Annotated in this window: 22 protein-coding genes; 15 read left to right on the forward strand and 7 right to left on the reverse strand. The window is 70.7% G+C overall.

Translation table 11 applies throughout. The annotated features are described in order from the left end of the window. Positions 1-130: 130 nt before the first annotated feature. The gene (locus QM641_RS03970; RefSeq protein WP_415113671.1) at positions 131-1,372 is read left to right on the forward strand and encodes an FAD-binding protein; all 1,242 of its coding nucleotides are present in this window, start codon (positions 131-133) and stop codon (positions 1,370-1,372) included. A gap of 11 nt (positions 1,373-1,383) precedes the next feature. Here the strand turns inward: QM641_RS03970 and QM641_RS03975 are convergent, their stop codons facing one another. From QM641_RS03975 to rhaI, 3 genes are read right to left on the reverse strand one after another with little or no spacing between them, the layout of a single operon-like run. Further along, the gene (locus QM641_RS03975; RefSeq protein WP_415113673.1) at positions 1,384-2,799 is read right to left on the reverse strand and encodes a rhamnulokinase; all 1,416 of its coding nucleotides are present in this window, start codon (positions 2,797-2,799) and stop codon (positions 1,384-1,386) included. Further along, complete coding sequence (locus tag QM641_RS03980) at positions 2,796-4,826, reverse strand: bifunctional aldolase/short-chain dehydrogenase (protein ID WP_415113675.1); 2,031 nt, start codon at positions 4,824-4,826, stop codon at positions 2,796-2,798. The genes QM641_RS03975 and QM641_RS03980 overlap by 4 nt, the downstream gene beginning before the upstream one ends. A 1-nt stretch (position 4,827) precedes the next feature. Continuing rightward, positions 4,828-5,994 (reverse strand): L-rhamnose isomerase, encoded by a 1,167-nt coding sequence (gene rhaI / locus QM641_RS03985; RefSeq protein ID WP_415113677.1) that lies wholly within the window; start codon positions 5,992-5,994, stop codon positions 4,828-4,830. A gap of 178 nt (positions 5,995-6,172) precedes the next feature. Here rhaI and QM641_RS03990 point away from each other — a divergent pair, with 178 nt between their 5' ends. From QM641_RS03990 to QM641_RS04030, 9 genes are all read left to right on the forward strand, one after another. Continuing rightward, positions 6,173-6,964, forward strand: coding sequence for a DeoR/GlpR family DNA-binding transcription regulator (locus QM641_RS03990; protein ID WP_415113679.1), 792 nt, complete (start codon positions 6,173-6,175; stop codon positions 6,962-6,964). Between the two features lie 53 nt (positions 6,965-7,017). Further along, a complete protein-coding gene (locus tag QM641_RS03995; RefSeq protein ID WP_415113681.1) occupies positions 7,018-8,046 on the forward strand; it encodes an autoinducer 2 ABC transporter substrate-binding protein in 1,029 nt (342 codons plus the stop codon). A gap of 96 nt (positions 8,047-8,142) precedes the next feature. Further along, positions 8,143-9,654 carry a sugar ABC transporter ATP-binding protein gene (locus QM641_RS04000; RefSeq protein ID WP_415113683.1) on the forward strand — a complete coding sequence of 504 codons (1,512 nt, stop codon included), beginning with the start codon at positions 8,143-8,145 and terminating at the stop codon, positions 9,652-9,654. Further along, complete coding sequence (locus QM641_RS04005) at positions 9,651-10,667, forward strand: ABC transporter permease (protein ID WP_415113685.1); 1,017 nt, start codon at positions 9,651-9,653, stop codon at positions 10,665-10,667. Before QM641_RS04000 ends, QM641_RS04005 begins: the two co-directional genes overlap by 4 nt. Then, on the forward strand, positions 10,664-11,818 hold the full coding sequence (locus QM641_RS04010) for an ABC transporter permease (protein WP_415113687.1): 1,155 nt from the start codon (positions 10,664-10,666) through the stop codon (positions 11,816-11,818). Before QM641_RS04005 ends, QM641_RS04010 begins: the two co-directional genes overlap by 4 nt. A gap of 6 nt (positions 11,819-11,824) precedes the next feature. After that, a complete protein-coding gene (locus tag QM641_RS04015) occupies positions 11,825-12,697 on the forward strand; it encodes a sugar phosphate isomerase/epimerase family protein (protein ID WP_415113689.1) in 873 nt (290 codons plus the stop codon). A gap of 40 nt (positions 12,698-12,737) precedes the next feature. After that, positions 12,738-13,736: a LacI family DNA-binding transcriptional regulator gene (locus QM641_RS04020; RefSeq protein ID WP_415113691.1), complete on the forward strand. Its 999-nt coding sequence runs from the start codon at positions 12,738-12,740 to the stop codon at positions 13,734-13,736. A gap of 168 nt (positions 13,737-13,904) precedes the next feature. Further along, on the forward strand, positions 13,905-14,216 hold the full coding sequence (locus QM641_RS04025; protein ID WP_415113693.1) for a FitA-like ribbon-helix-helix domain-containing protein: 312 nt from the start codon (positions 13,905-13,907) through the stop codon (positions 14,214-14,216). Continuing rightward, on the forward strand, positions 14,213-14,632 hold the full coding sequence (locus tag QM641_RS04030; RefSeq protein ID WP_415113695.1) for a type II toxin-antitoxin system VapC family toxin: 420 nt from the start codon (positions 14,213-14,215) through the stop codon (positions 14,630-14,632). Before QM641_RS04025 ends, QM641_RS04030 begins: the two co-directional genes overlap by 4 nt. Here the strand turns inward: QM641_RS04030 and QM641_RS04035 are convergent. Both QM641_RS04035 and QM641_RS04040 read right to left on the reverse strand, forming a co-directional pair. Next, a complete protein-coding gene (locus QM641_RS04035; RefSeq protein WP_415113697.1) occupies positions 14,610-15,992 on the reverse strand; it encodes an MFS transporter in 1,383 nt (460 codons plus the stop codon). The two genes, QM641_RS04030 and QM641_RS04035, sit on opposite strands and share 23 nt — an antisense overlap. After that, complete coding sequence (locus QM641_RS04040; RefSeq protein WP_415113699.1) at positions 15,989-16,447, reverse strand: MarR family transcriptional regulator; 459 nt, start codon at positions 16,445-16,447, stop codon at positions 15,989-15,991. The genes QM641_RS04035 and QM641_RS04040 overlap by 4 nt, the downstream gene beginning before the upstream one ends. Positions 16,448-16,522: 75 nt before the next feature. Here QM641_RS04040 and QM641_RS04045 point away from each other — a divergent pair, with 75 nt between their 5' ends. The 4 genes from QM641_RS04045 (at position 16,523) to zwf (ending at position 21,402) form a co-directional block, all read left to right on the forward strand. Next, positions 16,523-17,374, forward strand: a complete 852-nt coding sequence (locus QM641_RS04045) for an alpha/beta fold hydrolase (protein WP_415113701.1) — start codon at positions 16,523-16,525, stop codon at positions 17,372-17,374. A 199-nt stretch (positions 17,375-17,573) separates the two neighbouring features. Further along, complete coding sequence (locus QM641_RS04050) at positions 17,574-18,623, forward strand: biotin/lipoate A/B protein ligase family protein (protein ID WP_415113703.1); 1,050 nt, start codon at positions 17,574-17,576, stop codon at positions 18,621-18,623. A gap of 144 nt (positions 18,624-18,767) precedes the next feature. Further along, positions 18,768-19,823, forward strand: a complete 1,056-nt coding sequence (gnd, locus tag QM641_RS04055) for a phosphogluconate dehydrogenase (NAD(+)-dependent, decarboxylating) (RefSeq protein ID WP_415113705.1) — start codon at positions 18,768-18,770, stop codon at positions 19,821-19,823. Between the two features lie 40 nt (positions 19,824-19,863). Further along, the gene (gene zwf / locus QM641_RS04060; RefSeq protein WP_415113707.1) at positions 19,864-21,402 is read left to right on the forward strand and encodes a glucose-6-phosphate dehydrogenase; all 1,539 of its coding nucleotides are present in this window, start codon (positions 19,864-19,866) and stop codon (positions 21,400-21,402) included. 211 nt (positions 21,403-21,613) lie between these two features. Here the strand turns inward: zwf and QM641_RS04065 are convergent, their stop codons facing one another. Beyond that, the gene (locus QM641_RS04065; RefSeq protein ID WP_415113709.1) at positions 21,614-22,951 is read right to left on the reverse strand and encodes an MFS transporter; all 1,338 of its coding nucleotides are present in this window, start codon (positions 22,949-22,951) and stop codon (positions 21,614-21,616) included. Between the two features lie 420 nt (positions 22,952-23,371). Between QM641_RS04065 and QM641_RS04070 the strand changes: the two genes are divergently transcribed. Beyond that, positions 23,372-25,567, forward strand: a complete 2,196-nt coding sequence (locus QM641_RS04070; RefSeq protein WP_415113711.1) for a glycoside hydrolase family 3 C-terminal domain-containing protein — start codon at positions 23,372-23,374, stop codon at positions 25,565-25,567. Positions 25,568-25,622: 55 nt separating this feature from the next. Here QM641_RS04070 and QM641_RS04075 read toward each other — a convergent pair whose 3' ends face one another. Continuing rightward, positions 25,623-26,462, reverse strand: coding sequence for an alpha/beta fold hydrolase (locus tag QM641_RS04075; RefSeq protein WP_415113713.1), 840 nt, complete (start codon positions 26,460-26,462; stop codon positions 25,623-25,625). Between the last annotated feature and the right edge of the window lie 222 nt (positions 26,463-26,684).

Below are 26,684 nucleotides of genomic sequence, written 5' to 3' on the forward strand. Positions count from 1 at the left end.
CCTCCGAACTTCGCGCGACTCTCCGAACTTCGTGCGGCGGCGGGCGCGGCGGGCGGGGCCGGCCGGCGGGCGGGCGCGGCGGGGCAGCGGGCGGCGGCGGGGCGATACGATGCCCGTCGGAGGAGGTCTCATGGCCACGAACTGGGCGGGCAGCCACACCTATCGCGCGGCGCGCATCGTGCGGCCGGGCAGCGTCGCCGAGCTGCAGGAGCTGCTCGCCTCCTCGAGCGGACCGGTGCACGCCCTCGGCACGCGGCATTCGTTCACCGACCTCCCCGACACCGAGGGCACGCTCATCGATGTGACGGGCCTGCCGCCCGAACTCGCGCTCGACGAGCAGGCGCGCACGGTGACCGTCGCCGCGGGCGTCCGCTACGGCGAGCTCGCCTTGTGGCTGCAGGAGCGCGGCTGGGCGCTGCACAACCTGGGGTCGCTGCCGCACATCAACGTCGGCGGGGCCACGGCCACGGGCACGCACGGCTCGGGCGACCGCAACCGGGTGCTGTCGTCGGCGGTCCGCGCGCTGCGCTGGGTGGATGCCGCCGGCGCCGTGCACGACACGACCGCCGCCGACCCCGACTTCGACGCCCTCGTGGTCGGCGTGGGCGCTTTCGGTGTCGTCGTGGCCCTCACCCTCGCCGTCGAGCCGACCTACCGCGTGCGCCAGGACGTCTACGACGGCATCACGTGGCGGGCGGCCCTCGCCGACCTCGACGCGCTGACCTCCGCGGGCTACAGCGTGTCGGCGTTCACCATGTGGGATGCCGACGACCTCGGCCCGGTGTGGGTCAAGACCCGGCTCGACACCGACGACGACCCCGTTCCCGACACGCTGCTGGACGGCACGCGGCGCACCGGCCCCTCGGCGGACGACGCGGAGAACTTCACGGTCCGCGGCGGGGTGCCGGGCCCGTGGATGCTGCGCCTGCCGCACTTCCGCCTCGACGCGGTGCCCTCCGCCGGGGAGGAGCTGCAGACCGAGTACTTCGTCGACCGCACGGATGCCGCGGCGGCGCTCCGGGCGGTGCATGCCCAGGCCGACCGCATCCGGCCCTGCCTCATCGCGAGCGAGCTGCGCACCGCCGCCCGTGACACGCTGTGGCTCAGCCCCGCCTACGAGCGCGACGTCGTCGGCATCCACTTCACCTGGCGCCTGGACCCGGTCGGCGTCGGCGCGGTCATCCCGTTCGTCGAGGAGGCGCTGCGCCCGTTCGCGGCCCGCCCGCACTGGGGCAAGGTGCACGGGTTCGACCGCACCGCCCTCGAGGCCGTCCACCCGCGCCTGGGCGACGCGCGCGCCGTCTTCGAGCGGCTCGACCCCGACGGGCGGTTCGCGAACGCGCACCTGGTGCGCGTCGGCATCCGGAGCTGACCCGGCCGCGATCAGCGCCGCGGGTCGAAGCGCCGCGGCGGATGGGTCCGTGCGACCAGGTCGCGCAGCGAATCCAGAGAGCCCGAGATCAGCCCGGCCGCGCGGGCCTGCACCAGCACGTTTCCGAGCGCGGTCGCCTCCACGGGGCCCGCCAGCACGGGGATGCCGGCGCGGTCGGCCGTGCGCTGACACAGCAGTTCGCCCTGTGCGCCGCCGCCGACGAGGTGGATCGTCGTCACCTCGACCCCGCCGAGGCGCGCGGCGTCCCACACCGCGGCGGCGAAGGCGTCCGCCAGCGAGTCGACGATGCTCCGCACGTATTCGGGGCGCGTGCGCGGACGTGCGACGGCGTGCTCGTCGCACCAGTGGTCGATGCGATCGACCATGTCGCCGGGGGCCAGGAACCGCGGGTCGTTCGCATCGAACACCACGCAGCGGGCATCTCGTGCGGATGCCAGCAGGGCTGCGAGGTCGATCGACCCGCCGTCGGCGCGCTCCCACTCGCGCACCGCCTCGTTGAGGATCCACAGGCCCATGACGTTGTGCAGCAGTCGGACGCGTCCGTCCACGCCGCCCTCGTTCGTGAACCCGGCCTCGCGCGCCGCGTCGGTGAGCACGGGGCGCTCGACCTCTACGCCGACCAGTCCCCACGTGCCGCAGGAGATGTAGGCGGCGGCCTCCGGCCGCATCGGCACCGCGACGACGGCGGATGCCGTGTCGTGCGAGCCGACGGCGGTGACCCGCGTGCCGTCGGGCGCGCCGATGCGCCCGGCGACGCCGGGCAGGAGCGTTCCGACCTGTTCGCCCGCGTCGATGAGGGGTGGGAGGATGCCGCGCGGCAGTCCGAGGGCGGCGATGAGCTCGTCGTCCCATTCGCGGCTGCTGACGTGCAGAAGCCCGGTCGTGGAGGCGTTCGTGCGCTCTGCGCGCGCACGGCCGGTGAGCCAGAACGAGAGGAGGTCGGGGATGAGCAGAGCCGTGTCGGCGACACCGAGGAGCGCCGACGGCTCCGCGGCCAGCTGGTACAGAGTGTTGAACGGCAGGAACTGCAGGCCGTTGCGCGCGAACAGCGCGGCGTGCGTCACCCGCTCGTGCACGCGCTCCACCCCGGTCGCGGTGCGCGCGTCGCGGTAGTGGAACGGCTCGCCGAGGAGGCGCCCCTCGCGCAGCAGCCCGTAGTCGACCGCCCACGAGTCGACCCCGATGCTGGTGATCGACGGCTCCTGGCGGAAGGCCGTCCGCAGCCCGAGGACGGCCGCGTCGTAGAGGGCGAGCATGTCCCAGTGCAGTCCGTCGTTGGTGGCGACCGGCTCGTTCGCGAACCGTGCGACGGTCGACGAGGTCAGCGTGTCGGAACCCACCCGGGCCAGGAGCACCCGCCCGCTCGTGGCGCCCAGGTCGATCGCCGCGATCACCCCCTCGCTCATCGCAGGAACGCCGCCGCGACGCCGGAGTCGACCGGAATGTGCAGGCCGGTCGTGCGGGACAGCTCGGGTCCGGTGAGCACGAACACCGCGTCGGCGACGTGCTGCGGCAGGACCTCGCGCCGGAGGATCGTCCGGTTCGCGTAGAACTGGCCGAGCTCCTCCTCCTTGACCCCGTAGGTCGCGGCCCGGTCGGCGCCCCACCCCGACGCGAAGATGCCGGACCCGCGGACGACCCCGTCGGGGTTGATCCCGTTGACGCGGATGCCGTGGGCGCCGAGCTCCACCGCCAGCAGGCGCACCTGGTGGGCCTGGTCTGCCTTGGTCGCGGAGTAGGCGATGTTGTTCGCACCGGCGAAGACGCTGTTCTTCGACGAGATGTAGACGATGTCGCCGCCCATGCCCTGGTCGATGAGCACGCGCGCGGCGGCGCGGGAGACGAGGAAGGAGCCCTTGGCCATGACGTCGTGCTGCCGGTCCCAGTCCTGCTCGGTGGTCTCCAGGAGGGGCTTTGCCAGCGACAGTCCGGCGTTGTTGACGACCAGGTCGAGGCCGCCGAAGGCGAGCACCGTCGCCTCGATCGCCGCGGCGACCGCGGCGGCGTCGGAGACGTCCGCGGCGATCCCGATCGCGACGTCGGCGCCGCCGAGCTCGGCGGCGGCGGCCTGCGCGGCGGCGAGGTCGAGGTCGGCCACGACCACGCAGGCGCCCTCGGCGGCCAGCCGCGTGGCGACGGCCTTGCCGATGCCGGAGGCGGCCCCGGTGACCAGGGCGATGCGACCCTGGTGGGTCTTGGGCGGCGGCATCCGCTGCAGCTTGGCCTCTTCCAGAGACCAGTACTCGATGCGGAACTTCTCGGCATCCGAGATCGGCTGGTAGGTCGACAGCGCCTCGGCCCCGCGCATCACGTTGATGGCGTTGACGTAGAACTCGCCGGCCACGCGCGCTGTCTGCTTGTTCGCACCGTACGAGAACATGCCGACACCGGGGACGAGCACGACGAGCGGATCCGCCCCGCGCATCGCCGGCGAGTCGGCGGTGGCGTGCGCGTCGTAGTACGCCCGGTAGTCGTCGCGGTACGCCTCGTGCAGCTCGTGCAGGCGGGCGACGGATGCCGGCACCGAGGCGCCTGCGGGAAGGTCCAGCAGGAGCGGCTTGACCTTCGTGCGCAGGAAGTGGTCGGGGCAGCTGGTGCCGAGCGCGGCCAGGGCGGGGGCCTTCTCGGCGGCGAGGAACTCGAGCACGACGTCGCTGTCGGTGAAGTGGCCGACCATGGCGCGGTCCGTCGAGACGAGCCCGCGGATGACCGGCGCCAGCGCCGCGGCCTTGGCTCGCCGCTCGGGCTCGGGCAGCGCCGCGAAGCCGGGGCGCGCGGCGCCGAAGGGCTCCGCGGCGCCGTGCCGGTCGATGTAGGTCGCGGCGGTCTGGATGATCCAGCGGGAGTTGCGCTCGCACTCCTCGGAGCTCTCGCCCCACGCGGTGATCCCGTGCCCGCCGAGGATGCAGCCGATCGCCGACGGATGGGCCGCTTTGATCGCGGCGACGTCGAGTCCGAGCTGGAAGCCGGGGCGCCGCCAGGGCACCCAGGCGACGCGGTCCCCGAAGATGCGCGCGGTCAGCTCCGGCCCGTCGGCGGCGGTCGCGATCGCGATGCCGGAGTCCGGATGGAGGTGGTCGACGTGGGGGGCGTCGACGAGCGCGTGCATCGCGGTGTCGATCGAGGGGGCCGCGCCGCCGCGGCCGTGCAGGCAGTAGTCGAAGGCGGCGACCATGTCGTCCTCGTGGTCCGGGCCCCGGTAGACGTCCACGAGCGCGCGCACCCGATCGAGACGGAGGACGGCGAGCCCGCGTTCGGTGAGGGTGCCCAGGTCGCCGCCCGATCCCTTCACCCACACGAGGTCCACCGGCCGGCCGGTGGCCGGGTCGGGGGATGCGCCCTTGGCCGACGTGTTCCCGCCGGCGTAGTTGGTGTTCCGGGGGTCGGCGCCCAGGCGGTTGCTTCGTGCGATCAGCTCGTCGACGACGGTCATCTCAGGCCCCCCAGCTCGCCTGGGCACCGCCCACGCGCTCGGCTTCGATGCGTTCCTGGTATCCGGATGCCGCGTAGGCGGCCATCGGGTCGGCGGGAAGGCCCCGCTCCTCGCGCCAGCCCGCCAGGGCGGGGCGGACGTCGGTGGAGAACGCGTCCATGAACACGGCGTGCGCGCCGAGCACGTCGTTCGCGTGCTGGGCCGCGGTCAGGGCATCGCGATCCAGCAGCAGCGCACGGGCGGTCATCTCCTGCACGTTGAGCACGGAGCGGATCTGTCCGGGGATCTTCGCCTCGATGTTGTGGCACTGGTCCAGCATGAAGACGACGTCGGGGTTGCCGAGGCCCCCGCCGCGGATCACCTCGACGAGGATCCGGAACAGCTGGAAGGGGTCGGCGGCGCCGACGATGAGGTCGTCGTCGGCGTAGAAGCGCGAGTTGAAGTCGAACGCGCCGAGCTTGCCGAGCCGGAGCAGCTGCATGACGATGAACTCGATGTTCGTGCCGGGGGCGTGGTGGCCGGTGTCCAGGCACACCATGGCGCGCTCGCCGAGCGCGGACACGTGCACGTACGACGTGCCCCAGTCGGGCACGTCGGTGTGATAGAACGCGGGCTCGAAGAGCTTGTACTCCAGCACGAGCCGCTGCGGACCGGTGAGGCGGTCGTAGATCTGCCGCAGCGAGTCGTGCAGGCGGTCCTGGCGCGCCCGCATGTCGTTCTGCCCGGGGTAGTTCGAGCCTTCGGCCAGCCAGATCTTCAGATCGCGCGACCCGGTGGCATCCATGATGTCGATGCACTCGAGGTGGTGGTCGATCGCCTTGCGGCGGATGCGGTCGTCCTCGTGGGTGAGGGCGCCGAACTTGTAGTCGGCGTCCTGGAAGGTGTTCGAGTTGATCGTGCCGAGGCTCACTCCCAGCTCCTCGGCGTGCCGGCGGAGGGCGGACCAGTCCTCGACGCGGTCCCACGGGATGTGCAGGGCCACGCTCGGAGCGAGGGCGGTGAGCCGGTGGACCTGGGCGGCGTCGGCGATCTTCTCGAAAGGATCCCGTGGTGTGCCCGGAGTCGTGAAGACCCGGAAGCGGGTGCCGGAGTTCCCGAACGCCCAGCTGGGCAGTTCGATCCGCTGATGCTCCAGCAGGTTCGTGATCGCGGTGAACGGCGCGGCCATGTCGATCTCCTTTGGGACATGAATCGTTTCAAGGGTATCGCTGCCCTCGCGGGCGCTCAAGGGGCGAGGGTGGTTTCGTAACGACTTCGTTGTCGAAATCTTTCGATGCTTGCACAAAACGAAAGTCTCTGAATAGGATGCCACCAAGCATCATCCGCGACGTCGAGGAAGGAGCCCGATGAGGCATCGCGAACTGCGCATCCTCGAGCTCCTCGACGAGCGGGGCAGTGTGCGGGTGGACGAGCTCGCCGCGACCCTGGAGGTGTCGGCGGTGACCGTCCGCAAGGACCTCGAGTACCTCGAAGCGGGCGGCCACCTCGTCCGCAACCGCGGCGGCGCCGTTCGTGCGGGACTGCGCGAGGGGGAGTTCCCCAAGCGACTGCGGATCGACGTCGCCGCGAAGCAGGCGGTCGCCGTGGCCGCCGCGCGCCACGTCGCCCACGGAGACGTGGTCGCGTTCGACACCTCCAGCACGGCCTACTTCGTGGCCCGCGAGGTCGTCGACCGGCAGAACCTGGTCGTGGTCACCTCGTCGCTGCCCACGGCGACGCTGTTCCTGGGCCGCCCGACAGCGCGCGTCCTCATGCCCGGCGGCACGGTCCGGCACGAGTCGGCGGGACTGGTGGGGGCCAACCTCGACCAGCTGGCGGGACTCGGCCGCATCTCCAAGGGCTTCTTCGGGCTGACCGGCCTGTCCGTCGAGCGTGGACTGCTCGAGTTCGCGTTCGACGAGACCGCGACCAAACGCATGCTCGTCGACGCGTGCACCGAGGTGCACGCGGTCTTCGCGTCCGAGAAGGCGGGCGGATTCGGGTTCCACTCCTTCTGCCCCCCAGACGCCGTCACGAGCCTCATCACCGACGACGGTCTCGACGCCGAGACCGCCGACCTCTGGCGCGCCCTCGGCGTCGACGTCGAGCTCGCCCCGCTGTCCGGCGCGGCCGAGCCCGCGGTCGCCGCCTGGCCGTGAGCCGTCCCCAGCCTGTCCATCCCAACCAACACACCCAACAAAAAGGAGCATCGATGAAGATCTCACGCAAGATCTCCGCCGTCGTGGCGATCGCCGCGACGACGGCCGTCCTCATGGCCGGTTGCACATCCCGCAACGACGAGAGCGACTCGGGCGACGCCGCCGGCGGCGACGACCTCACCATCGCGTTCGTGCCGAAGCTGCAGGGCATCCCCTACTTCGAGGCGATGAACACCGGAGGCCAGAAGGCGGCCGACGAGCTCGGCTTCACCTGGCTGTACCAGGGCCCGACCACGGCCGACGCCGCCGCGCAGGCCGACATCGTCCGGTCGTACATCCAGCAGGGCGTCGACGTGCTCTTCGTCGCGCCCAACGACCCCGACTCGCTCGCCCCGCTCCTGCAGGAGGCGCAGGATGCCGGCATCCACGTCGCGACCACCGACACCGACGCCCCCGACTCGGTGCGTGAGGTGTTCGTCAACCAGGCATCCGGCGAGGGCATCGGCGAGACGCTCGTCGACACCCTGATGGAGGCGATGGGCGGCTCGGGCAAGTACGCGATCGTCTCGTGCGGCGAGACCGCGGCGAACCTCAACTCCTGGATCGAGGTGATGCGCGAGCACACCGCCGAGGCCTACCCCGACTCCGAGATCGTGGACGTCGTCTACGCGGGCGAGGACCAGGCCACGGCGACGTCGATGGCGACGGACCTCATGAACGCCCACCCCGATCTGACCGGTCTGGTCGGGGTCTGCACCTCGTCCGCCCCCGGTGTGGCGCAGGCCGTGACCGATGCCGGACGCATCGGGCAGGTGTTCACCGTGGGCCTGGGCACGCCGAAGTCGATGGTCCCGTACCTCGAGTCCGGCGCGTCGAGCGGTTCGATCCTCTGGGACGTCGAGGCGCTGGGCTACCTCACCGGCTGGGCGGGCGTGCAGCTGGCCGAAGACGCCGGATTCGAGGCGACGAACAAGGTGAGCGACGCTCTGCCCGCGGTCGAGTACGACGAGGACTCCAAGGTGCTGCTGCTCGGGCCGCCGATGGTGTTCACCGCCGAGAACGCCGCCGAGTACGACTACTGATCCTCGGATCGCACGATCAGCCGGGGTGCGGCGCGCCGCCGCACCCCGGCACCCCCCAGAACCTCGCGGCCGACGCCGCACGATGCAGGGAGCATCATGTCCGATCCCACCCCGCGCCTGCGGATGCGCGGCATCGCCAAACGGTACGGCGGTGTGCGCGCCATCCGGCACGCCGACATCACCGTGATGCCGGGCAGCGTCCACGCCCTCGTCGGCGAGAACGGTGCCGGCAAGTCGACGCTGATCAAGATCCTCGCCGGGGCCGAGCACGCCGACGAGGGCACCATCGAGCTCGACGGCGCGCCGGTCGTGATCGGCTCGACCGCCGCCGCGATCGAGCACGGCATCCAGACCGTCTACCAGGAACCGCAGCTGTTCGCCGAGCTCACCGTGGCGGAGAACTTCTTCGTCGGCCGTGAGCTCACCAAGGGCGCCGTCATCGACTGGGGCGCCCAGGCGCCTCGCATGCTCGAGCTGCTCGACCTCGTCGGCCTCGACCGACGCGTTGCGGCGCAGCCGCTGGGCTACCTGTCGATCGCGCAGCAGCAGCAGGTCTCGATCGCCAAGGCGCTGCTGGACAAGGCCAGCATCCTCATCCTCGACGAGCCGAGCGCGATCCTCACCGACAACGAGATCGAGGTGCTCTTCAGCGTGGTCCGGCGCCTCTCGGCCGACGGCGTGTCGATCATCTACATCTCGCACCGGCTCGACGAGCTGTTCCGCATCACCGACACCGTCACGATCATGCGCGACGGGCAGACGGTGATGACCAAGCCCATCGATGAGCTCAGCGTGCGTCAGATCGTCGAGCACATGGTCGGCGGCGAGCTCAGCGACGGGACCCGCGTCACCGGGTCGCTCGGCGAGCCGCTCCTGGAGCTCGACGCGCTGTCGCTGGACGGCCACTTCGCGGACGTCTCGCTGCAGGTGCGCGCCGGCGAGGTCGTCGGGCTCTACGGGCTGGTCGGCTCCGGGGCTGCGGAGGTCGGCGAGGTCGCGTACGGCATGCGCCGCCCGACCGGCGGCACCCTGCGCGTGGTGGGCAGCGCCGATCCGGTGCGCACGCCGGCGGCGGCCCAGCGGCGCGGCATCCGGATGCTGCCGGCCAACCGCGCGGCGCAGGGGGCGTTCTCGTTCCAGTCCATCGCGTTCAACATCTCGATCGGATCGCTGGACCTGCTCGGACGGCTGCGCGGCTGGGTCGCTCCCGCGCGTGAGCGCACCATCGCCCGCGAGCTCATCCAGCGCCTGGCCGTGAAGACCCCGACCGAGCGGCAGCCGATCGCGGCGATGTCGGGCGGGAACGCGCAGAAGGTGGTGCTCGCGCGCCAGATCGTCCGAAAGCCCGAGCTCCTCGTGCTCGCCGAGCCCTCGCAGGGAGTGGACGTGGGAGCCAAGGAGGAGATCCACCGCCTGATCGGCGAGCTGGCCGACCAGGGCACCGCGATCCTGGTGATCACGACCGATCTGGCCGAGGTCATCCGCGTGTCCGACCGGGTGCTGGTCTTCCGCGCTGGGCGGATCGCCCGCGAGTTCGGACAGGGCGCCACCCAGGCGCAGCTGCTGGCCGCGGCGGCCGGGGCCACCGACGAGGAGGACGCAGCATGAGCGTGATCGAAAGCCCCGCACGCGGCGACCGGTCGGGCGTCGACCTCCGCCGCATCCTCCCGCCGATGGTGACGGGCCAGGAGATCGTGCTCCTGGTCGTGATCGGCGCGCTGTGGGCGCTCCTGGCGGTGTTCACCCCGTCGTTCCTCACCCCCGGCTCGATCGGTCCGCTGCTGGTGCAGGTGTCCCCGATCGCGCTGATCGGCGTGGGCATGACGTGCGTCATCATCACCGCGGGCATCGACGTGTCGGTGGCCGGCATGATCATGGTCTCGGCGGTGATCACCGCGCGCACGCTCGTGGCGGCCGACGTGCCGCTGCTGGTCGCGGTGGCCATGGCCATGGCGATCGGCCTCGTGCTCGGCGCTGTCAACGGCGCGCTCATCGCCTACGGCAAGGTGCACCCGATCATCATCACCTTCGGCACGGCGAACCTGTTCCAGTTCATCGGACTGCGCGTGTTCGACTCGTCGACGGTGAACGGCATCCCCGCCACGCTCGCCTTCTTCGGGCGCGGCGCCGCCGGGCAGACCTTCGGGGTGCCGCACTCCTTCGTGATCGCCGTCGTGGTCGTGGTCGCGGCGTGGTGGTTCCTGCGCTACACGCGCCCGGGTCGCAACCTCTACGCGATCGGCGGCAACGCGAACGCGGCGCGGCTCGCCGGCATCAACGTGCAGCCCCGTCTGGTGTCGGTCTACGCGGCCACCGGCCTGTTCTCCGGGCTCGCCGCGTGCATGGTGATCGCGACCGGTACCTCGACGCTCGACCAGTCCGTCGGCGCGGGCAAGGAGCTCCAGGTCATCGCCGCGGTCGTGATCGGCGGCACCTCGATCATGGGCGGGCGCGGCAGCGTGATCGGGACGCTCCTGGGCGCGATCCTCGTGCAGACCGTCATCACCGGGGTGACCCAGCTCGGGTGGCCCTCGCAGCTGTCCTACCTGTTCGTCGGCGTCTTCATCATCGTCGCCGTCGGCACCGATCTCATCCGCGAACGAGCCAGGAGGCGCACATGAACGCCGTCGAGACCACCGGGCGGGCCGGCGCGCCGAGCGTCGCCGAGCGCGCGAGGCTCTGGCTCGCGAGCAACGTCAAAGAACGCGGCATGCTGCTGCTCGGACTCATCGTCGTGCTCCTGGTGGTCATGGCGATCCTCGACGGCGTGGGCATGACCAGCGGTCGGTTCGACAGCGACTACCTGGCCTCGACGCTCATCGCCTACGTGCCGCTGGCGCTGCTGGCGCTGGCCGAGCTGGTCGTGATCACCTCGGGCAAGGGCGGCATCGACCTGTCGGTCGGGGCGATGGTCTCCCTCTGCGGCATCGTCTTCGGAATGCTGTACCAGCAGGCCGGTCTGCCGTTGCCGCTCGCGGTGCTGCTGGCGGTGGTCACCGGGACGCTCCTCGGGGCCGTCAACGGGTATCTGACGGCGTACGTGGGCTTCCCGGCGCTGATCACCACGCTCGCGACGTTCTACGCCTACCGGTCGCTCGCGCTCGTCGTCAGCAACCAGAAGCCGATCTCCGGAGACGCCATCCGCGACCTGTACGGCGCCGCCAAAGCGGTCGAGATCCCGTTGATCGGGGGCTCGTTGCCGCTGGTGCCGCTGGGCGTGTTCACCTTCCTGCTCCCGGTGGCCGTCGCCGCGTGGTTCCTGCTGAACCGCACCACCTACGGCCGTCGCCTCTACGCGATCGGCACGAACGACACCGCCGCGCAGTGGGCCGGCATCGACACGCGCCGCACCCGCATGCTCGCCTACACCCTGGCGGGGTCCGTCTCGGGCCTGGTCGCGGTCTACACGGTCGCCCAGTTCGCCTCGGCCCGGCCCGATGCGGGCACCAGCGGACCGGGCATGGCCCTGCCGGCCATCACCATCGCAGTGCTCGGCGGGGTCGCGATCACCGGCGGCATCGGCCGCCTGTCCGGCATCCTGCTGTCGGCGCTGCTCATCGTGTGGCTGAACGCGGCGATCCTCCTGGTGGTGCCGGGCAACGACGGCGCCCAGGTGCAGCTGCTCGCGCTCGGCCTCGTGCTCGTGGGCTCGGCGCTGCTGAGCCGCACGCAGCTGCGCCGCAAGGCGAAGAGCCTTCCCGACGCGGCGCCGGCGGCACCGCGCGCGGGCGACGATCAAGGAAAGGTCTCCGCGGGGACCGAGGAAAGGTAGGCAAGGATGACGCGCATCGGCTGTCACGGATTCGTCTTCTCGGGGCGCTTCGACGAACGAGGCATCGCGAACGCGATCGAGGGGGTGCAGCGGGCCGGGTTCGACTTCATCGAGATGCCGCTCATGGATCCGTTCTCCTTCGACGAGCGCGCCGCGGCCCGCATCCTCGCCGACCACGACATCGAGATGACCGGGTCGCTCGGGCTTTCGGCGGCCACGGACCTCTCCAGTGAGAACGCCGCCGTCGTTCGGCGCGGCGAGGAGCTGCTGACCCGGGCGATCGACGTCGTCGCGGCCGTCGGCGGCACCGACCTGTGCGGGGTCATCTACTCGGCGCTGCAGAAGTACTTCGCGCCGGCCACCGCGCAGGGCAGGCGCAACAGCGCCGAGGCGCTGTCGCGACTCGGCGACTACGCGCGCAGCGCGGGCGTGCAGCTGTCGCTGGAGATCGTGAACCGGTACGAGACGAACGTGTGCAACACGGCGCGCGAAGGGCTCGCATTCCTCGACGAGGTGGGCAATGACAACGTGCACCTGCACCTGGACACGTACCACATGAACATCGAGGAGTCGGGCATGTTCGAGCCCGTGCTCGATGGCGGCGATCGGCTTCGCTACGTGCACATCGGCGAGAGCCATCGGGGCTACCTCGGCTCGGGATCGGTCGACTTCGACAGCCTCTTCCGGGCACTGCACCGCATCGGCTATGACGGCCCGATCGTCTTCGAGTCGTTCTCCAGCGCCGTCGTCGACGAGCAGCTCACCCGTTCCCTCGGCATCTGGCGCAATCTGTGGACCGACTCCGACGATCTCGCCGCGCACGCCAATCGGTTCATCCGCGACGGCATCCGCGCCGTCGAGACGATCGAGCTGCACTGAGACCCTCCGCCGGACGTATCCTCGAAACCGGGGAGGCGCGATGGCGGTGAGCGTGCGGGACGTCGCGGCCGCGGCATCCGTCTCGGTCGGCACCGTCTCGAACGTGCTCAATCACCCCGCGAAGGTGGCGCCGGCGACCGTCGAGCGCGTCCTGCGCGCGATCGACGAGCTCGGCTTCGTGCGCAACGACGCCGCCCGTCAGCTCCGGGCCGGCCGCAGCCGCAGCATCGGCCTGGTCGTGCCCGACATCGGCAACCCGTTCTTCGCCGAGGTCGCCCGGGGCGCGCAGGCGCGGGCCGCCGAGGCCGGGCTGACCGTGCTCGTCGGCAACAGCGACGAGACGCCGTCGCGCGAGGCGGCCCACCTGGAGCTGTTCCGGGAGCAGCGCGTGAACGGGATGCTGGTGACCCCGGCATCCGACGACGTGACCGGCCTGCGCCGCGTGCGCGACGCCGGCCTCCCGCTCGTGCTCGTCGATCGCGACGTGCCGGGGGAGCGGTTCGACTCGGTCTCGGTCGACGACGTCGAGGGGGGCCGGCTCGCGGCGTCCCACCTGCTGCAGTCCGGACGGCGCCGCATCGCCTTCGTGGGCGGACCCCGCTCGATCCGTCAGGTGGCCGATCGTCTGCAGGGGGCGCGGACGGCCGTGGGCGCCGATGCGACGCTCGAGGTGGTCGAGCTGCCCTCTCTGACGGTGCTGCACGGTCGGGCCGCCGGGGAGGAGATCGCGACCCGCCCGCCCGCCCGGCGCCCCGACGCGATCTTCGCCGCCAACGATCTGCTCGCCGTCGGGCTGCTGCAGGGGCTCGTCGCGGTGGGTGGGATCCGCGTTCCGCGCGACATCGCGCTCATCGGCTACGACGACATCGAGTTCGCGGCGGCCGCGCTGGTTCCGCTGAGCTCCATCCGTCAGCCGGCACGAACGATCGGCTCGTCGGCGGTCGACCTGCTGCTGCGTCGACGCGCGCACGACGGCGGCGACGAGCGCTCCGTGCGGTTCCAGCCCGAGCTCGTCGTGCGGGAGTCCACGCGCGGCTGAGACGCCGCCGCAGGCACGGACTCCTCCACAGGCGGCGTTCTCGCGCGAGTTGTCCCCGGTCTGCTCTCTCGGCCCCACCGGCGGACGGCATCGGGCTAGGCTGGCCGCGCCCGAGACACCTCGCTAGCATTGATTGCAACGCAGTCAGCCGTGCGCGAGGAGGAGATCGTGGCGACAGTGACGATTCGTGACCTGGACGACGAGGTCAAACGGAGGCTGCGCGTGCGGGCCGCCGAGAAAGGGGTCTCCATGGAGGCGGAGGTGCGCTCGATCCTCGCGGAAGCGGTGCGCGATCAGCCCGCCGACGAACCGGGGGCGTGGTACCGGCGCATGCGCGAGAGGCTGGAACAGACCGGAGCATGGTGGGACGACGATGTCGATGCGCTCCTGCCCGATCGCACCTCGCACTGGGCCGTCTCGCCCGAAGACGTGGCGCGCGACCGGGCAGCGGGACGGATCGTCGGCCCGGAGTCGTCGTGATCGTCCTCGACACGAACGTCGTCTCCGAGGCGCGCAGGCGCCGCCCCGACGGTCGGGTCACGGCATGGCTGGCCGAGGTCATGGAATCCGAGGTGTATCTCACCGCGACTGTCGTCGCCGAGGTCGCCAGCGCCATCTCGGTGCTGCCGCCGGGGCGCCGCCGCATCGAGCTCCAGGATGCTCTCGACCTGCTGCTGGAGCACGAGTTCGCGGGGCGGGTGCTGCCTTTCGACCTTGCCGGAGCCTTCGCGTTCGCCCATGTGATCGAGCTGCGCCGCAGGCAGGGCCGCCCTATCGACGTCGCGGACGCTCAGATCGCGTCGGTGTGTCTGGCCCATGACGCGGCTCTCGCCACGCGCAACGTCGGGGACTTCGCCGGCCTCGGACTGAGAGTCATCGACCCCTGGCGCGGATGAGCGGCCTGCTCCGCGAGCGTCGCGACCGGTGCGGCGCGGATTCTGCGGGCAGGCCGATCGGGGTGGTCGCGGCCACCTCGTCGCTGAACGCCTCGGGGTCGACGATCTCGAGGGGGCGGGTGAGGTCGATCGTGAGGGCGAAGCGGCGCGACTCGTGCCGATGGAGTCGCCCGGATGCCAGCATCCAGACGGCGCCGACCGCGCACGCGACGGCCGCGGCGGCCGCGCCCACGAGCATCGCGGTGCGCGGGCCGAACTCCGCCGCGACCCAGCCGACGATCGGCGCCCCGAGCGGGGTGCCGCCCATCAGGATCGCCATGTACAGCGCCAGCACGCGGCCGCGCAGTGCCGGGTCGGTGGTCGTCTGTACGTAGCCGTTGGCGGTGGTGAGCGCGGTCACGACCGCGAAGCCGGTGGCCATGAGGGTCACGGCGTACAGCCAGTAGGTCGGCATGGCCGCCGCGACGGCCGCTGCCGCGGCGAACAGGCCGATGCCGGCGACGACCAGGCGCAGGCGAGCGCGCTCGCGCCGCGCGGCCATCAGGGCCCCCGCGAGCGAGCCGACCGCGAGGATGGAGCTCAGCAGGCCGTAGCCGTCGGCATCCCTCCCGAACTCGAGGGCCATCGTGGAGGCGAAGATCGGGAAGTTCATGCCGAATGCGCCGAGGAGGAAGACCATGACGAACATCACGAGCAGGTCGGGCCGTCCCGCGACGTAGCGGAAGCCGTCGGCGAGGCGCGCGGCGCCGGGTGCGCGCACGCGCGGGACGAGCGAGCCGGGACGCAGCAGCGCGAGGGCGACGATCATCGCGACGAAGGTGACGCCGTTGAGCAGGAAGACCCAGCCGGTGCCGACCGCGACGATCACGAGCCCGGCGGCGGCCGGGCCGATCATGCGTGCGCCGTTGAAGGATGCCGAGTTGAGGGCGACCGCGTTGGACGCGTCGGTGCGCGAGACGAGGTCGGAGACGAAGGCCTGTCGGGCGGGGGTGTCGAAAGCCCCCGCGACGCCGAGTGCGAGCGCGAAGGCGTACATCAGCGGCAGGGTCATGGCCCCGAGCAGCAGCATCGTCCCGATCGCGGTGCCGAGCATGAGCAGCACCGACTGGGTGATCATCATCAGCCGCCGCCGGTCGAACCGGTCGGCCACCCAGCCGGTCACGCTCACCAGCAGGAGCGGCGGGGCGAACTGCAGGCCCATCGTGACGCCCATGGCCCCGGCGTCGTTGTTCGTGAGCTCGGTCAGCACGACCCAGCTGAGGGCGGTCGCCTGCATCCACGTGCCGATGTTGGAGACGAACGCGCCGACGAACCAGACCCGGTAGTTGTACTCGGCGAACGAGCGGAACATCGAGGTCATCGGGCCGCCACCTCCTGCATGACGGCGACGGCGGCCGCCAGTGCCGCGCGCTGCTGGTCGCTGAGCTCGCCGAGCGATGCCGCGAGCCACGAGTCGCGGCGCCGTGCGGTCTCGGCGACCACGGCGCGCCCGGTGTCGGTCAGGGCGATCGTCACCTTGCGCCGGTCGTCGGCGTGGGGCGTGCGGGTGATGTAGCCGGCCCCTTCCAGACAGTTCACCGTGCGGTTCATCGAGGGCGCGGAGACGTGCTCGCGCTCGGCGAGCTCGCCGAGCGCGAGCGGTCCGTGCACGGTGAGGGTCGCGAGGACCGCGTACTGGCCGTCGCTCATCGTGTCGACGGCGCGTTGGGCGCGAAGGCGCCGGGCGAGCCGGAAGGTGGCGATGCGAAGTTCCGTGGCCTCGGCGGCGAGCTGGGCGGAGGGGTCGGCATCCATGTATTCGTTAGCATAGCTCATTAGCATTGCTAAGCAAAATCGGAGGCCCTGCATTCCCCGTCGTCCGCGTCGGGGGTGCGTCGTAGACTCGTGCGCATGGCGGAGTTCATCGATGCGCACGGCATCGCGATCGTCTACGACGTGCACCCCGTGGACGCACCGCGCGCGATCGTTCAGCTGCTCCACGGCGTCGGCGAGCACGCCGGGCGATACGGCGCGACGATCGCCGCGCTCAACGCCGCCGGCTACACCGTGTACGCGGACGACCATCGCGGCCACGGGCGCACCGGCATGAAGCAGTGGGACGGCGATGCCGCGAAGCTCGGCAGGCTCGGACCGGGTGGCCTGCGCGCCGCGGTGGCCGCGTGCTGGCAGTTCACCGAGCTGATCTGCGCCGAGAACCCCGGAGTGCCGCTCGTGCTGCTGGGGCACTCGTGGGGGTCGTTCCTCGCGCAGGTGCTCCTGGACCGTCACCCCGAGGCGTACGACGCGGTCGTGCTGTCGGGCTCGGCGCTGCGCTGGCCGGGATCGCTCAACTCGGGAGACCTCAACGCGCCCTGGAAGGCGAAGGATGCCATGGGCACCGAGTGGCTCGCCAGCGACCTCGCCGTCGGGAGGGCCTTCCTCGATGACCCGCTGACGACCACGACGCCGCTGGCGAAGCTGTTCGGTCCGATCGACACCGCCCGGCTCGTCGGCAGGCCCCGTGCCGATCTCGGCCGCGACGTGCCGATCCTGCTCCTGGTCGGCCGCGACGACACCGTCGGCGGGCCCCGCAGCGTGCATCGGCTGGCCGCCGCCTACCGCGAGCGCTCCGGGCTCACCGACGTCACGACGCTCGTCTATCCCGACGCGCGGCACGAGATCTTCAACGACGTGGTGCAGGACGAGGTGCGCGCCGACCTCGTCGCCTGGCTCGACGCCCGGTTCCCCGTGCGCGCAGAGTGAGCTTGTTATGACCGAGCGCGGATACATGGCGTGACGGTCTTCGTCGACGCGGTACGGCGCCCGCCGGCGAGACTGCACTGGTGCACCGAGACTGCATGCTCAGCGTGCAGTCTCGGTGCGCCGTTGATGTCTCGCGCAGGTGTAGGCGGGTGCGGGCGGGCGCAGGCGGGTGCAGGGCGCCCGGCCGTAGGCTGGGGCCATGCATGGCGAGTACAAGGTCCCCGGCGGAAAGCTGGTCGTCGTCGACCTCGAGGAGCGCGACGGTCGCATCGCGGACTTCCGGCTGGCGGGCGACTTCTTCCTCGAGCCCGACGAGGCTCTCGCCGACATCGACGCGGCCGTGAACGGCCTGCCCGTCACGGCCGACGTGCCCGCCATCGCCGCAGCCGTGCGCGCCGCGCTCCCCGACGGCGCGCAGCTGCTCGGCTTCACGCCCGAGTCGGTCGGCACCGCCGTGCGCCGGGCGCTCGTGACGGCGCCGGCGTGGCGAGACCTGGATTGGGAGATCGTGCACGAGCCGGCCGTCTCGGCGCGCATGAACCTCGCGCTCGACGAGGTGCTGACCGCGCGGGTGGGCGACGGGCGCCGACGCCCCACGCTGCGCATCTGGGAATGGAACGAGTCGGCCGTCGTGATCGGCTCGTTCCAGTCGTATCGCAACGAGGTCGACCCCGAGGGCGCTGCGCGCCACGGCTACGACGTCGTGCGGCGCATCTCCGGCGGCGGGGCCATGCTCATGGGGGCGGATGCCATCGTGACCTACTCGCTGTACGTGCCGGCATCCCTCGTGGCCGGTCTCACCTTCGCCGACTCGTACGCATTCCTCGACGACTGGGTGCTGCAGGCTCTGCGCTCGCTCGGCATCGAGGCGACCTACCAGCCGCTCAACGACATCGCCTCACCGGAGGGCAAGATCGGCGGCGCCGCGCAGAAGCGGCTCGCCGGCGGGGGAGTCCTCCACCACGCGACGCTCAGCTACGACATGGACGGCCAGGTCATGACCGAGGTGCTGCGCATCGGGCGCGAGAAGCTCAGCGACAAGGGCACGGTGTCGGCGGCCAAGCGCGTCGATCCGCTCCGCCGCCAGACCGGGCTGCCGCGCGAGGCGATCCTGGAGCGCCTCAAGGACACGTTCACCCGGCTCTACGGCGCCGTCCCCGGTCATATCACCGAGGAGGAATATGCCGAGGCCGAGGCGCTCGTGGTGTCGAAGTTCGCCACCGACGAGTGGCTGCACCGCATCCCTTGACGTCGGGGGCGTGATCGGTCACAGGTTCTCTGGGCGAATTCCTTGACCGCGCCGGGATTGGTCGGGCACGCTGGGTGTCAGTCGGGGCTGCGCGGGCGTTCGCGCACGCAGTCGCCGCCCCATCGAGGCTTCGAGGAGCAGCACATGCAGTTGGCAATGGTCGGTCTGGGTCGGATGGGGGCGAACATCGTCCGTCGCCTGATGCGCAACGGACACGAGTGCGTGGTCTACGACGTGAGTCCGGCCGCCGTGGCCGCCCTCGCCGCGGAGGGTGCGACCGGCGCCGACAGCTACGCCGACCTCGTCGCCAAGCTCGACGGCCCGCGCGTGGTCTGGCTGATGGTGCCCGCCTCGCTCACCGGGGGCATCGTCGACGAGATCTCGCAGCTGCTCGAACCGGGCGACATCCTCATCGACGGCGGCAACTCGAACTATCGCGACGACGTGCGCCGCGGGGCCGCCCTGCGCGAGCGCGGCATCCACTATCTCGACATCGGCACCTCGGGCGGCGTCTTCGGACTGGAGCGCGGCTACTGCCTCATGGTCGGGGGCCCGGCGGATGCCGTCGCGCACGTCGATCCCATCCTGCGGACGATCGCTCCCGGCGCCGGCGACATCGAGCGCACTCCCGGCCGCACGGGCGAGCTGGCCCCCGAGGAGCAGGGCTACCTGCACTGCGGTCCCAGCGGCGCCGGTCACTTCGTCAAGATGGTCCACAACGGCATCGAGTACGGCATCATGGCCGCCTTCGCCGAAGGCCTCAACATCCTCGACAACGCGGACGCCGGGGTGCGCGAGGCGGAGCACTCCGCCGAGGTGGCCCCGCTGGAGGAGCCGGAGTACTACCAGTTCCCGATCGACACCGCGAAGGTCGCCGAGCTGTGGCGGCGCGGATCGGTGGTCTCGTCGTGGCTCCTCGACCTCACCGCGGCGGCGCTGCAGCACAACCCCACCCTCGACGGGCTCGCCGGGCGGGTCTCCGACTCGGGCGAGGGGCGCTGGACCGTGAAAGCCGCCGTCGACATCGGAGTCCCCGTGCCGGTGCTGGCGGCATCCCTGTTCGAACGGTTCGCGTCGCGCGACGAGGACCGCTTCGCCAACCAGGTGCTCTCCGCGATGCGCCTGCAGTTCGGCGGCCACCAGGAGCGCGCCGCCGGCGACGTCCTCGAGGCCGGCGGCCGCAAGGCGGACCACGGCTGATCCCCGCCGACCCATCCGACAACCCTCCAGGAGAACCGACATGCCCCCGACAGCCAAGCGCGGCCAGGCCGCCCCTGCGTCCCGTCCCGATCCGAAGGCCGCCGCTCAGCAGATCGCCTATCCGGGCCGGACCGCCCGCGGAAAGCAGGACGCGCCAGAGGCCGGACCCCACGTCATCGTGCTCTTCGGAGCGACCGGCGACCTGGCCCGACGCAAGCTCCTGTCCGGCATCGCGTTCCTGGCCGTGTCGGGGTTCACCGCGGGCATCCGGGTGGTCGGATCGTCGCTGGAGGAGATGAGCGACGACGACTTCCGGACGTTCGCGCGGGACTCGATCGCCGCGGTCGGTGCGCGCAAGCTCAGCGACGAGCAGTGGGAGCGGTTCGCCCCGCTGCTGTCGTACGTGTCGCAGAAGGCCGGTCCCGAGGCGCTCGCGGCCAAGGTCGCTGCCGCCGAGGAGGAGCTCGGCGGCACCGGGGTGCGGCGACTGCACTACCTGAGCGTGCCGCCGCGGGCGGCCAGCGCCGTCATCGAGATGCTCGACAAGGCGGACCTCGTCGCCCGTTCACGGGTCGTGATGGAAAAGCCGTTCGGTGAGAACCTCGAGACGGCGGTGGCGCTGAACCGCGAGATCCACCGCACCTTCCAGGAGAAGCAGATCTTCCGGATCGACCACTTCCTGGGCAAGGAGGCGGCGCAGAACATCCTCGCGTTCCGCTTCGCGAACGGTCTGTTCGAGCCGATCTGGAACCGCAACTTCATCGACCACATCCAGATCGACGTGCCCGAGTCGCTGGGCCTGGACGCCCGGGCGGCGTTCTATGAGCCGACCGGGGCCTACAAGGACATGGTGGTCACGCACCTGTTCCAGATCATGGCATTCGTCGCGATGGAGCCGCCCACGGCACTGGAGCCCCGGGCGATCTCGGAGGAGAAGAACAAGGTGTTCCGCTCGCTGGAGCCGATCCTCCCCGAAGACGCCGTGCGCGGGCAGTACGGCGGCTACCGGGAGGAGCCGGGGGTGCACCCCGACTCCGATACCGAGACGTTCATCGCGCTGCGCGCACGGGTGGACAACTGGCGCTGGGCGGGCGTGCCGTTCTACCTGCGCACCGGCAAGCGCATGGCGGAGGGGATGCGGATCATCTCGATCGCCTTCAAGGAGGCGCCGAAGTCGATGTTCCCGACCGGCTCGGGCATCGGCGCCGAGGGTCCGGACCACCTGACCTTCGACCTGGCCGACGAGTCGAAGGTGTCGCTGTCGTTCTACGGCAAGCGCCCTGGCCCCGGCATGCGGCTGGAGAAGCTGTCGATGCAGTTCTCCACCGGCGAGACCGCCCGCCGCGGTGACGTGCTGGAGGCGTACGAGCGGCTGATCCTCGACGCGATGCGCGGCGACCACACGCTGTTCACCACCGCCGAGGGCATCGAGTCGCTGTGGGATCGGTCGGCGCCGCTGCTGGACAACCCTCCGCCGGTGAAGTCGTACGCGCCGGGCACGTGGGGTCCGAACGCGATCCACCAGCTCATCGCTCCGCACGCGTGGCGGCTGCCCTTCGAGCGTCGCTGGCGCGGCTAGAGACCCGCTCGCGCGGCTCAGTGCCGCTCTCCCATTCAGGTGCCACGGCCGGCTGCCTCCCGAACGCGGAGGCAGCCGGGCGTGGCACCTGAGTCGTCTCGGCATCCATTCCGGCGATTCGGGTGCGATCGGGATGCCGCGTGCCCGCAGACGACGACGCGGCCGGCCGTTTCCGGCCGACCGCGTCGTGTGCCTGTCAGGCGATGGCGGCTTACTTCACCTTCTTGATCGGGAAGATCACCAAGGCTCCGACGAGAGCCGCCGCACCACAGATCGTGAACCACAACCCGTAGTTGTTACCGGTCGGGTCGTTGATGTAGACCATGATCGCACCGATCATCGGGGCGAAGGTCTGCGGCAGGGCGTTGGCGATGTTGAACACGCCGAGGTCCTTGCCCGCGTCATCGGGGTTCGGCAGCACGTCGACCACGAGCGCCATGTCCACGCCGACGTACATGCCGTAGGCGAGACCCATGAGGGCTTCGAGGAGGAAGAACGTGCCGACGTCCTGCACGAAGATCAGCGCGACCGTGCCGAAGGCGAACAGCGCCGTCGACGTCCACACGAAGACCTTGCGTCGACCCATCTTGTCCGACAGCCAGCCCGAGACGTAGCTGACCACGATGAGCACGATCGTGTAGATGAGCACGCTGGTCGAGATGACCGACGGGATCTCGTCGACCTCGAGCCCGATGTGGTTCTGCAGGTAGAAGAACCGGAAGGCCGAGAAGCCGAAGCTCGCGAACGTGATGAGGAATCGCGACCACCACGCCAGCGCGTAGTCGGGGTACTTGATCGGGCTGACCCAGAAGGTCTCGACCATCTCGCGGAACGTCTGGCGCTCCGGCTTGACCGGCAGCACCTGGTCGTCGAGCACGAACACGAAGATGATCATCACGATGATCGCGAGGATCGAGGGCCCCACGAACATGATGAACAGCTGGTCCGCGAAGAACTCCGCGACGTAGGTGCCGCCGAGGATGCCGACGTTCTGCGCGATGCCCAGGGCGGCGGTGATCTTGCCGCGCTGGAACTTCGGCACGTGGTCGGCGATCGTGGCGATGAACGGCGCGAAGGTCATGTTCGCACCCAGCTGCGCGAGCGCCCAGCCGACGGTCGCCATCGTGAGGCTCGGCGCGAGGGCCATGATCACGAACGCGATCGTCATGAAGACGGTGCCGAGCAGGATCCAGATGCGCCGACGGCCCCACTTGCTCGTGGTGCGGTCGGAGACCTTGCCGAAGATCACGTTGGCGATGGTCGCGAACAGTGCGCCCACGCCGCCGAGCACGCCGGCGGCGGCCGTTGCGCCGTTCGCCTCGATCGCGCCCGCCTCGACGAGCGAGTTGATCTTGATGCCGATACCGACGATGGCGGGACCGAGCAGGGCGATGAAGAAGAACAGCTGCGCAAGCAGCAGCCAGGTGACATAGCCCTTAGGAGCCGGATCGGTCGGCTCCTTGAACCAATGGTGCTCGTGCGAGTGCGTCCGACTCGCAGACGTGGTGCCTGAGGGGCCGCCTCCGGCGGCTCCGCTGACTGAACTCATGTGTTCCTGCCTCCTTTGGCGGGTTCGTTGGTGACGTTGATGCCACTTTCGGGTCGCCCGATCCGGGTGGATCGAGTCCATCGGCGCATCGGTCGGCCTTAAACCTAGCCTGTTGAGGTTTCAATTCGCAACAAACACTCAGGGTTCTGTGTTAACAATTTAGGTTTGGGGTCACGTCGACTACCCCGCGAGGGTGCCCGTTCTTCCCGCGAGGGTGCCCGTTCTTCCCGCGAGGGTGCCCGTTCCGCCCGCGAGGGTGCCCGTTCTTCCCCCGTGTCAGGTCCGTTCAAGGACTCGTCGGGCGGTTCGGCGCAGAGGCCTTGCCAGGGATAAACCGGTACCGCTAAGGTTTCCATGCGCGACGAACGCGCGACCCGAGCCGGGGACCCACGCCAACGACGTCGAGAAGGGACATCCCTCATGACCACTGCCGCAGATCTGACCCTAGAAGAGAAGGCGTCGCTCACCAGCGGCCGCGACTTCTGGACGACCAAACCCGTCGAACGGGTCGGAGTCCCGTCGATCATGATGACCGACGGCCCGCACGGACTGCGCAAGCAGGGAGGCGCGACCGACCACCTGGGCCTGGCCGACAGCATCCCGGCGACGTGCTTCCCCCCGGCAGTCGGTCTGGCCTCGACGTGGGATGCCGCTCTCGCCGAGCGCATCGGCGAGGCGCTCGGCGTCGAGTCGGCCATCGAGGACGTCGCGGTCATCCTCGGCCCGGGTGTCAACATCAAGCGCTCCCCGCTGTGCGGCCGCAACTTCGAGTACATGTCCGAGGACCCGATCGTCTCGGGCATCATGGGCGCGGGCCTGGTCCGTGGCATCCAGTCGAAGGGCGTCGGCTCGTCGCTGAAGCACTTCGCGGCCAACAACCAGGAGACCGACCGCGTGCGCGTCTCGGCGGACATCGACCCCCGCCCGCTGCGCGAGATCTACCTGCGCGCGTTCCACTACGTCGTCACCGAGACCCAGCCGTGGACCGTCATGTGCTCGTACAACCGGCTCAACGGCGTGTACACGTCCGAGGACCCGTGGCTGCTCACCAAGATCCTGCGCGACGAGTGGGGCTTCGAGGGGCTCGTGGTCTCGGACTGGGGCGCCGTCAACGACCGCGTCGTGGGCGTGCCCGCCGGTCTCGACCTCGAGATGCCGTCGAGCAACGGACGCACCGACGCCGAGCTCGTCGCCGCCGTCAAGGAGGGCCGCCTCGACGAGAAGTACCTCGACATCGCCGCCGACCGCGTGCTGGACCTCGTCCGCAAGGACGGCGAGCGCCCGAAGATCGAGGGCCCGCTCGACGTCGAGACCCACCACGCGCTGGCGCGCGAAGCGGCCGGCCGTGCTCTCGTGCTGCTGCGCAACGAAGGCGGCATCCTCCCGCTCGACCCGGCGGGGTCCATCGCGGTGATCGGCGAGTTCGCCCGCACGCCCCGCTATCAGGGCGCCGGCTCATCGCAGATCAACCCCACGCGCCTCGACTCCGGTCTCGACGCCATCCGCGAGCAGGCCGCCGGCGAGGTCTCCTTCGCCCCCGGCTTCACCCTCGACGGCTCCGGCGACGCCGACGCGCTGCGCGCCGAGGCCGTGGCCGCGGCATCCGCCGCCGACACCGCCGTCGTCTTCCTGGGCGTGCCCGCCGAGGAGGAGTCCGAGGGCTTCGACCGCGAGCACATCGACCTGCCCGCGGCGCAGCTCGCGCTCATCGACGAGGTGGCCGCAGCCAACCCGCGCACCGTCGTCGTGCTCTCCAACGGCGGCGCGGTCGCGATCCCGTTCCGCGACTCCGTGCCCGCGATCCTGGAGGGGTGGCTCCTCGGCCAGGCCGGCGGATCGGCCACCGCCGATGTGCTGTTCGGCGCGGTGAACCCCGCCGGCAAGCTCACCGAGACGATCCCGCTGCGGCTGGAGGACAACCCCTCCTACGACAACTTCCCCGGCGAGCTCGGTCACGCCCGCTACGGCGAGGGGATCTTCGTCGGCTACCGCTGGTACGACCACCGCAAGCTCGACGTCGGGTTCCCGTTCGGGCACGGGCTGTCGTACACGACCTTCGGGTACGGGGATGCCACCGCCTCGGTCGCCGAGGACGGCAACGTGTCGGTGCGGCTGACGATCACCAACACCGGCGGCGTCGCCGGTCGCGAGATCGTGCAGGCGTACACCTCGCTCAGCCCCTCGGTCGTGGCCCGTCCGCCGCGTGAGCTCAAGGCCTTCGCGCTCGTCGACCTCGAGCCCGGCGAGAGCACCGAGGTCGAGCTGACCATCCGTCGCGAGGACCTCGCGTACTGGGACGTCCGCGTCGACGGCTGGATCGTCGAGGGCGGCGAGTACGGCATCGAGGTCGGGGCATCCAGCCGCGACCTGCGCTCGAGCACGTCGGTCGTCGTCGAGGGCGACCCGGTGAAGCTCCCCACCGACCTCGGCTCGTCGATCGAGGAGCTGCTCGCGCACCCCGAGATCGGACCCATCCTCCACAAGCGCATCGACGAGCAGTACGGAGCCGACTCGCAGATCATCAAGCTCGTGGGCAATTTCCCGATCGGCCGGCTCGACGGACTGCCGATCCCGCGCTCCGAGGCCATCGCACTCATCGAGAAGTACGGCGACTGACGCTTCCAGCGGTGAGACGCCCCGGCATCGCGCCGGGGCGTCTTGCCGTTGCGCGTCAGCCCTCGGCGAGGAAGCGCAGCAGCGCCGCGTTGACCTCGTCGCCGTGCGTCCATAGCAGCCCGTGCGGCGCGCCCTCGATCTCCACGTAGGTCGCCTCCGGGAGCAGCTCACGGAACTTCCGGGCGGTCTTGTCGATCGGCAGCACGTTGTCGGCGGTGCCGTGCAGGATGAGTGCGGGCACCGTGATCGACGGGATGTCGGCGCGGAAGTCGGTCGGCCAGGTCAGCGGCGCCGCCGCGATGGCGGTGTTGCCGGCGCGGTTGCCCGTCGCGACGCTCGCAGCCAGGGCCTCGTCCGAGATGCGCGTGCCGAGGTTCTCGTCGAGGTTGTAGAAGCCCTGGAAGAACCCGGTGAGAAAGGCGTACCGGTCCTTGAGCACCTCGGCGCGGATGCCGTCGAAGAACTCCTGCGGCCCCGCGCCGTCGGGGTGCTCATCGGTGATCAGCAGGTAGGGCTCGAGCGAGCCGAGGAACGCCGCCTTCGCGACGCGCCCTGCGCCGTACCGGGAGAGGTAGCGGGCGATCTCGCCGGTGCCCATCGAGAAGCCCACGAGGACCGCATCGGTCAGGTCGAGCTCCTCCATCAGAGCGTGCAGGTCGGCCGCGAATGTGTCGTAGTCGTAGCCCGAGCCGGCCTTCGTGGACGAGCCGAACCCGCGTCGGTCGTACGCGATCACGCGGTACCCGGCATGCCGCAGCGCGGCCTGCTGCTTGCCCCACGACTCGCCGTCCAGCGGAAAGCCGTGGATCAGCACGACCGGCTGCCCGGAGCCCTGGTCGGTGTAGAACAGTTCGACGTCGACCGAGTTCTCGGTCGCCACGGTGATGAAGGACATGATGACTCCTGGGGCAAGGGGACGGATACCTCCTCCCGACGCTACGGAATCGATCGTCCGGATGCCAGGGGTGGCATCCCGTCGTGCGTCCCGCCACCACCGTGCGCGAAACCTCCCGTCTGCACCGTTTTCCGGCTCAGAACGGTGCAGACGGGAGGTCTCGCGAGGGCCGGAGGCGTCGGGAGCGGGGCGGGCGGGAGCGGGGCGGGCGGGAGCGGGGCG

Origin of the sequence: Microbacterium sp., assembly GCF_047605725.1 — a bacterium.
In the GTDB taxonomy this organism is placed as follows: domain Bacteria; phylum Actinomycetota; class Actinomycetes; order Actinomycetales; family Microbacteriaceae; genus Microbacterium.

Coding starts and splice junctions, on each gene's coding strand:
- QM641_RS03970 (WP_415113671.1), top strand. CDS start 131: ATGGCCACGAACTGGGCGGGCAGCCACACCTATCGCGCGGCGCGCATC.
- QM641_RS03975 (WP_415113673.1), bottom strand. CDS start 2,799: ATGAGCGAGGGGGTGATCGCGGCGATCGACCTGGGCGCCACGAGCGGG.
- QM641_RS03980 (WP_415113675.1), bottom strand. CDS start 4,826: ATGACCGTCGTCGACGAGCTGATCGCACGAAGCAACCGCCTGGGCGCC.
- rhaI (WP_415113677.1), bottom strand. CDS start 5,994: ATGGCCGCGCCGTTCACCGCGATCACGAACCTGCTGGAGCATCAGCGG.
- QM641_RS03990 (WP_415113679.1), top strand. CDS start 6,173: ATGAGGCATCGCGAACTGCGCATCCTCGAGCTCCTCGACGAGCGGGGC.
- QM641_RS03995 (WP_415113681.1), top strand. CDS start 7,018: ATGAAGATCTCACGCAAGATCTCCGCCGTCGTGGCGATCGCCGCGACG.
- QM641_RS04000 (WP_415113683.1), top strand. CDS start 8,143: ATGTCCGATCCCACCCCGCGCCTGCGGATGCGCGGCATCGCCAAACGG.
- QM641_RS04005 (WP_415113685.1), top strand. CDS start 9,651: ATGAGCGTGATCGAAAGCCCCGCACGCGGCGACCGGTCGGGCGTCGAC.
- QM641_RS04010 (WP_415113687.1), top strand. CDS start 10,664: ATGAACGCCGTCGAGACCACCGGGCGGGCCGGCGCGCCGAGCGTCGCC.
- QM641_RS04015 (WP_415113689.1), top strand. CDS start 11,825: ATGACGCGCATCGGCTGTCACGGATTCGTCTTCTCGGGGCGCTTCGAC.
- QM641_RS04020 (WP_415113691.1), top strand. CDS start 12,738: ATGGCGGTGAGCGTGCGGGACGTCGCGGCCGCGGCATCCGTCTCGGTC.
- QM641_RS04035 (WP_415113697.1), bottom strand. CDS start 15,992: ATGACCTCGATGTTCCGCTCGTTCGCCGAGTACAACTACCGGGTCTGG.
- QM641_RS04040 (WP_415113699.1), bottom strand. CDS start 16,447: ATGAGCTATGCTAACGAATACATGGATGCCGACCCCTCCGCCCAGCTC.
- QM641_RS04045 (WP_415113701.1), top strand. CDS start 16,523: ATGGCGGAGTTCATCGATGCGCACGGCATCGCGATCGTCTACGACGTG.
- QM641_RS04050 (WP_415113703.1), top strand. CDS start 17,574: ATGCATGGCGAGTACAAGGTCCCCGGCGGAAAGCTGGTCGTCGTCGAC.
- gnd (WP_415113705.1), top strand. CDS start 18,768: ATGCAGTTGGCAATGGTCGGTCTGGGTCGGATGGGGGCGAACATCGTC.
- zwf (WP_415113707.1), top strand. CDS start 19,864: ATGCCCCCGACAGCCAAGCGCGGCCAGGCCGCCCCTGCGTCCCGTCCC.
- QM641_RS04065 (WP_415113709.1), bottom strand. CDS start 22,951: ATGAGTTCAGTCAGCGGAGCCGCCGGAGGCGGCCCCTCAGGCACCACG.
- QM641_RS04070 (WP_415113711.1), top strand. CDS start 23,372: ATGACCACTGCCGCAGATCTGACCCTAGAAGAGAAGGCGTCGCTCACC.
- QM641_RS04075 (WP_415113713.1), bottom strand. CDS start 26,462: ATGTCCTTCATCACCGTGGCGACCGAGAACTCGGTCGACGTCGAACTG.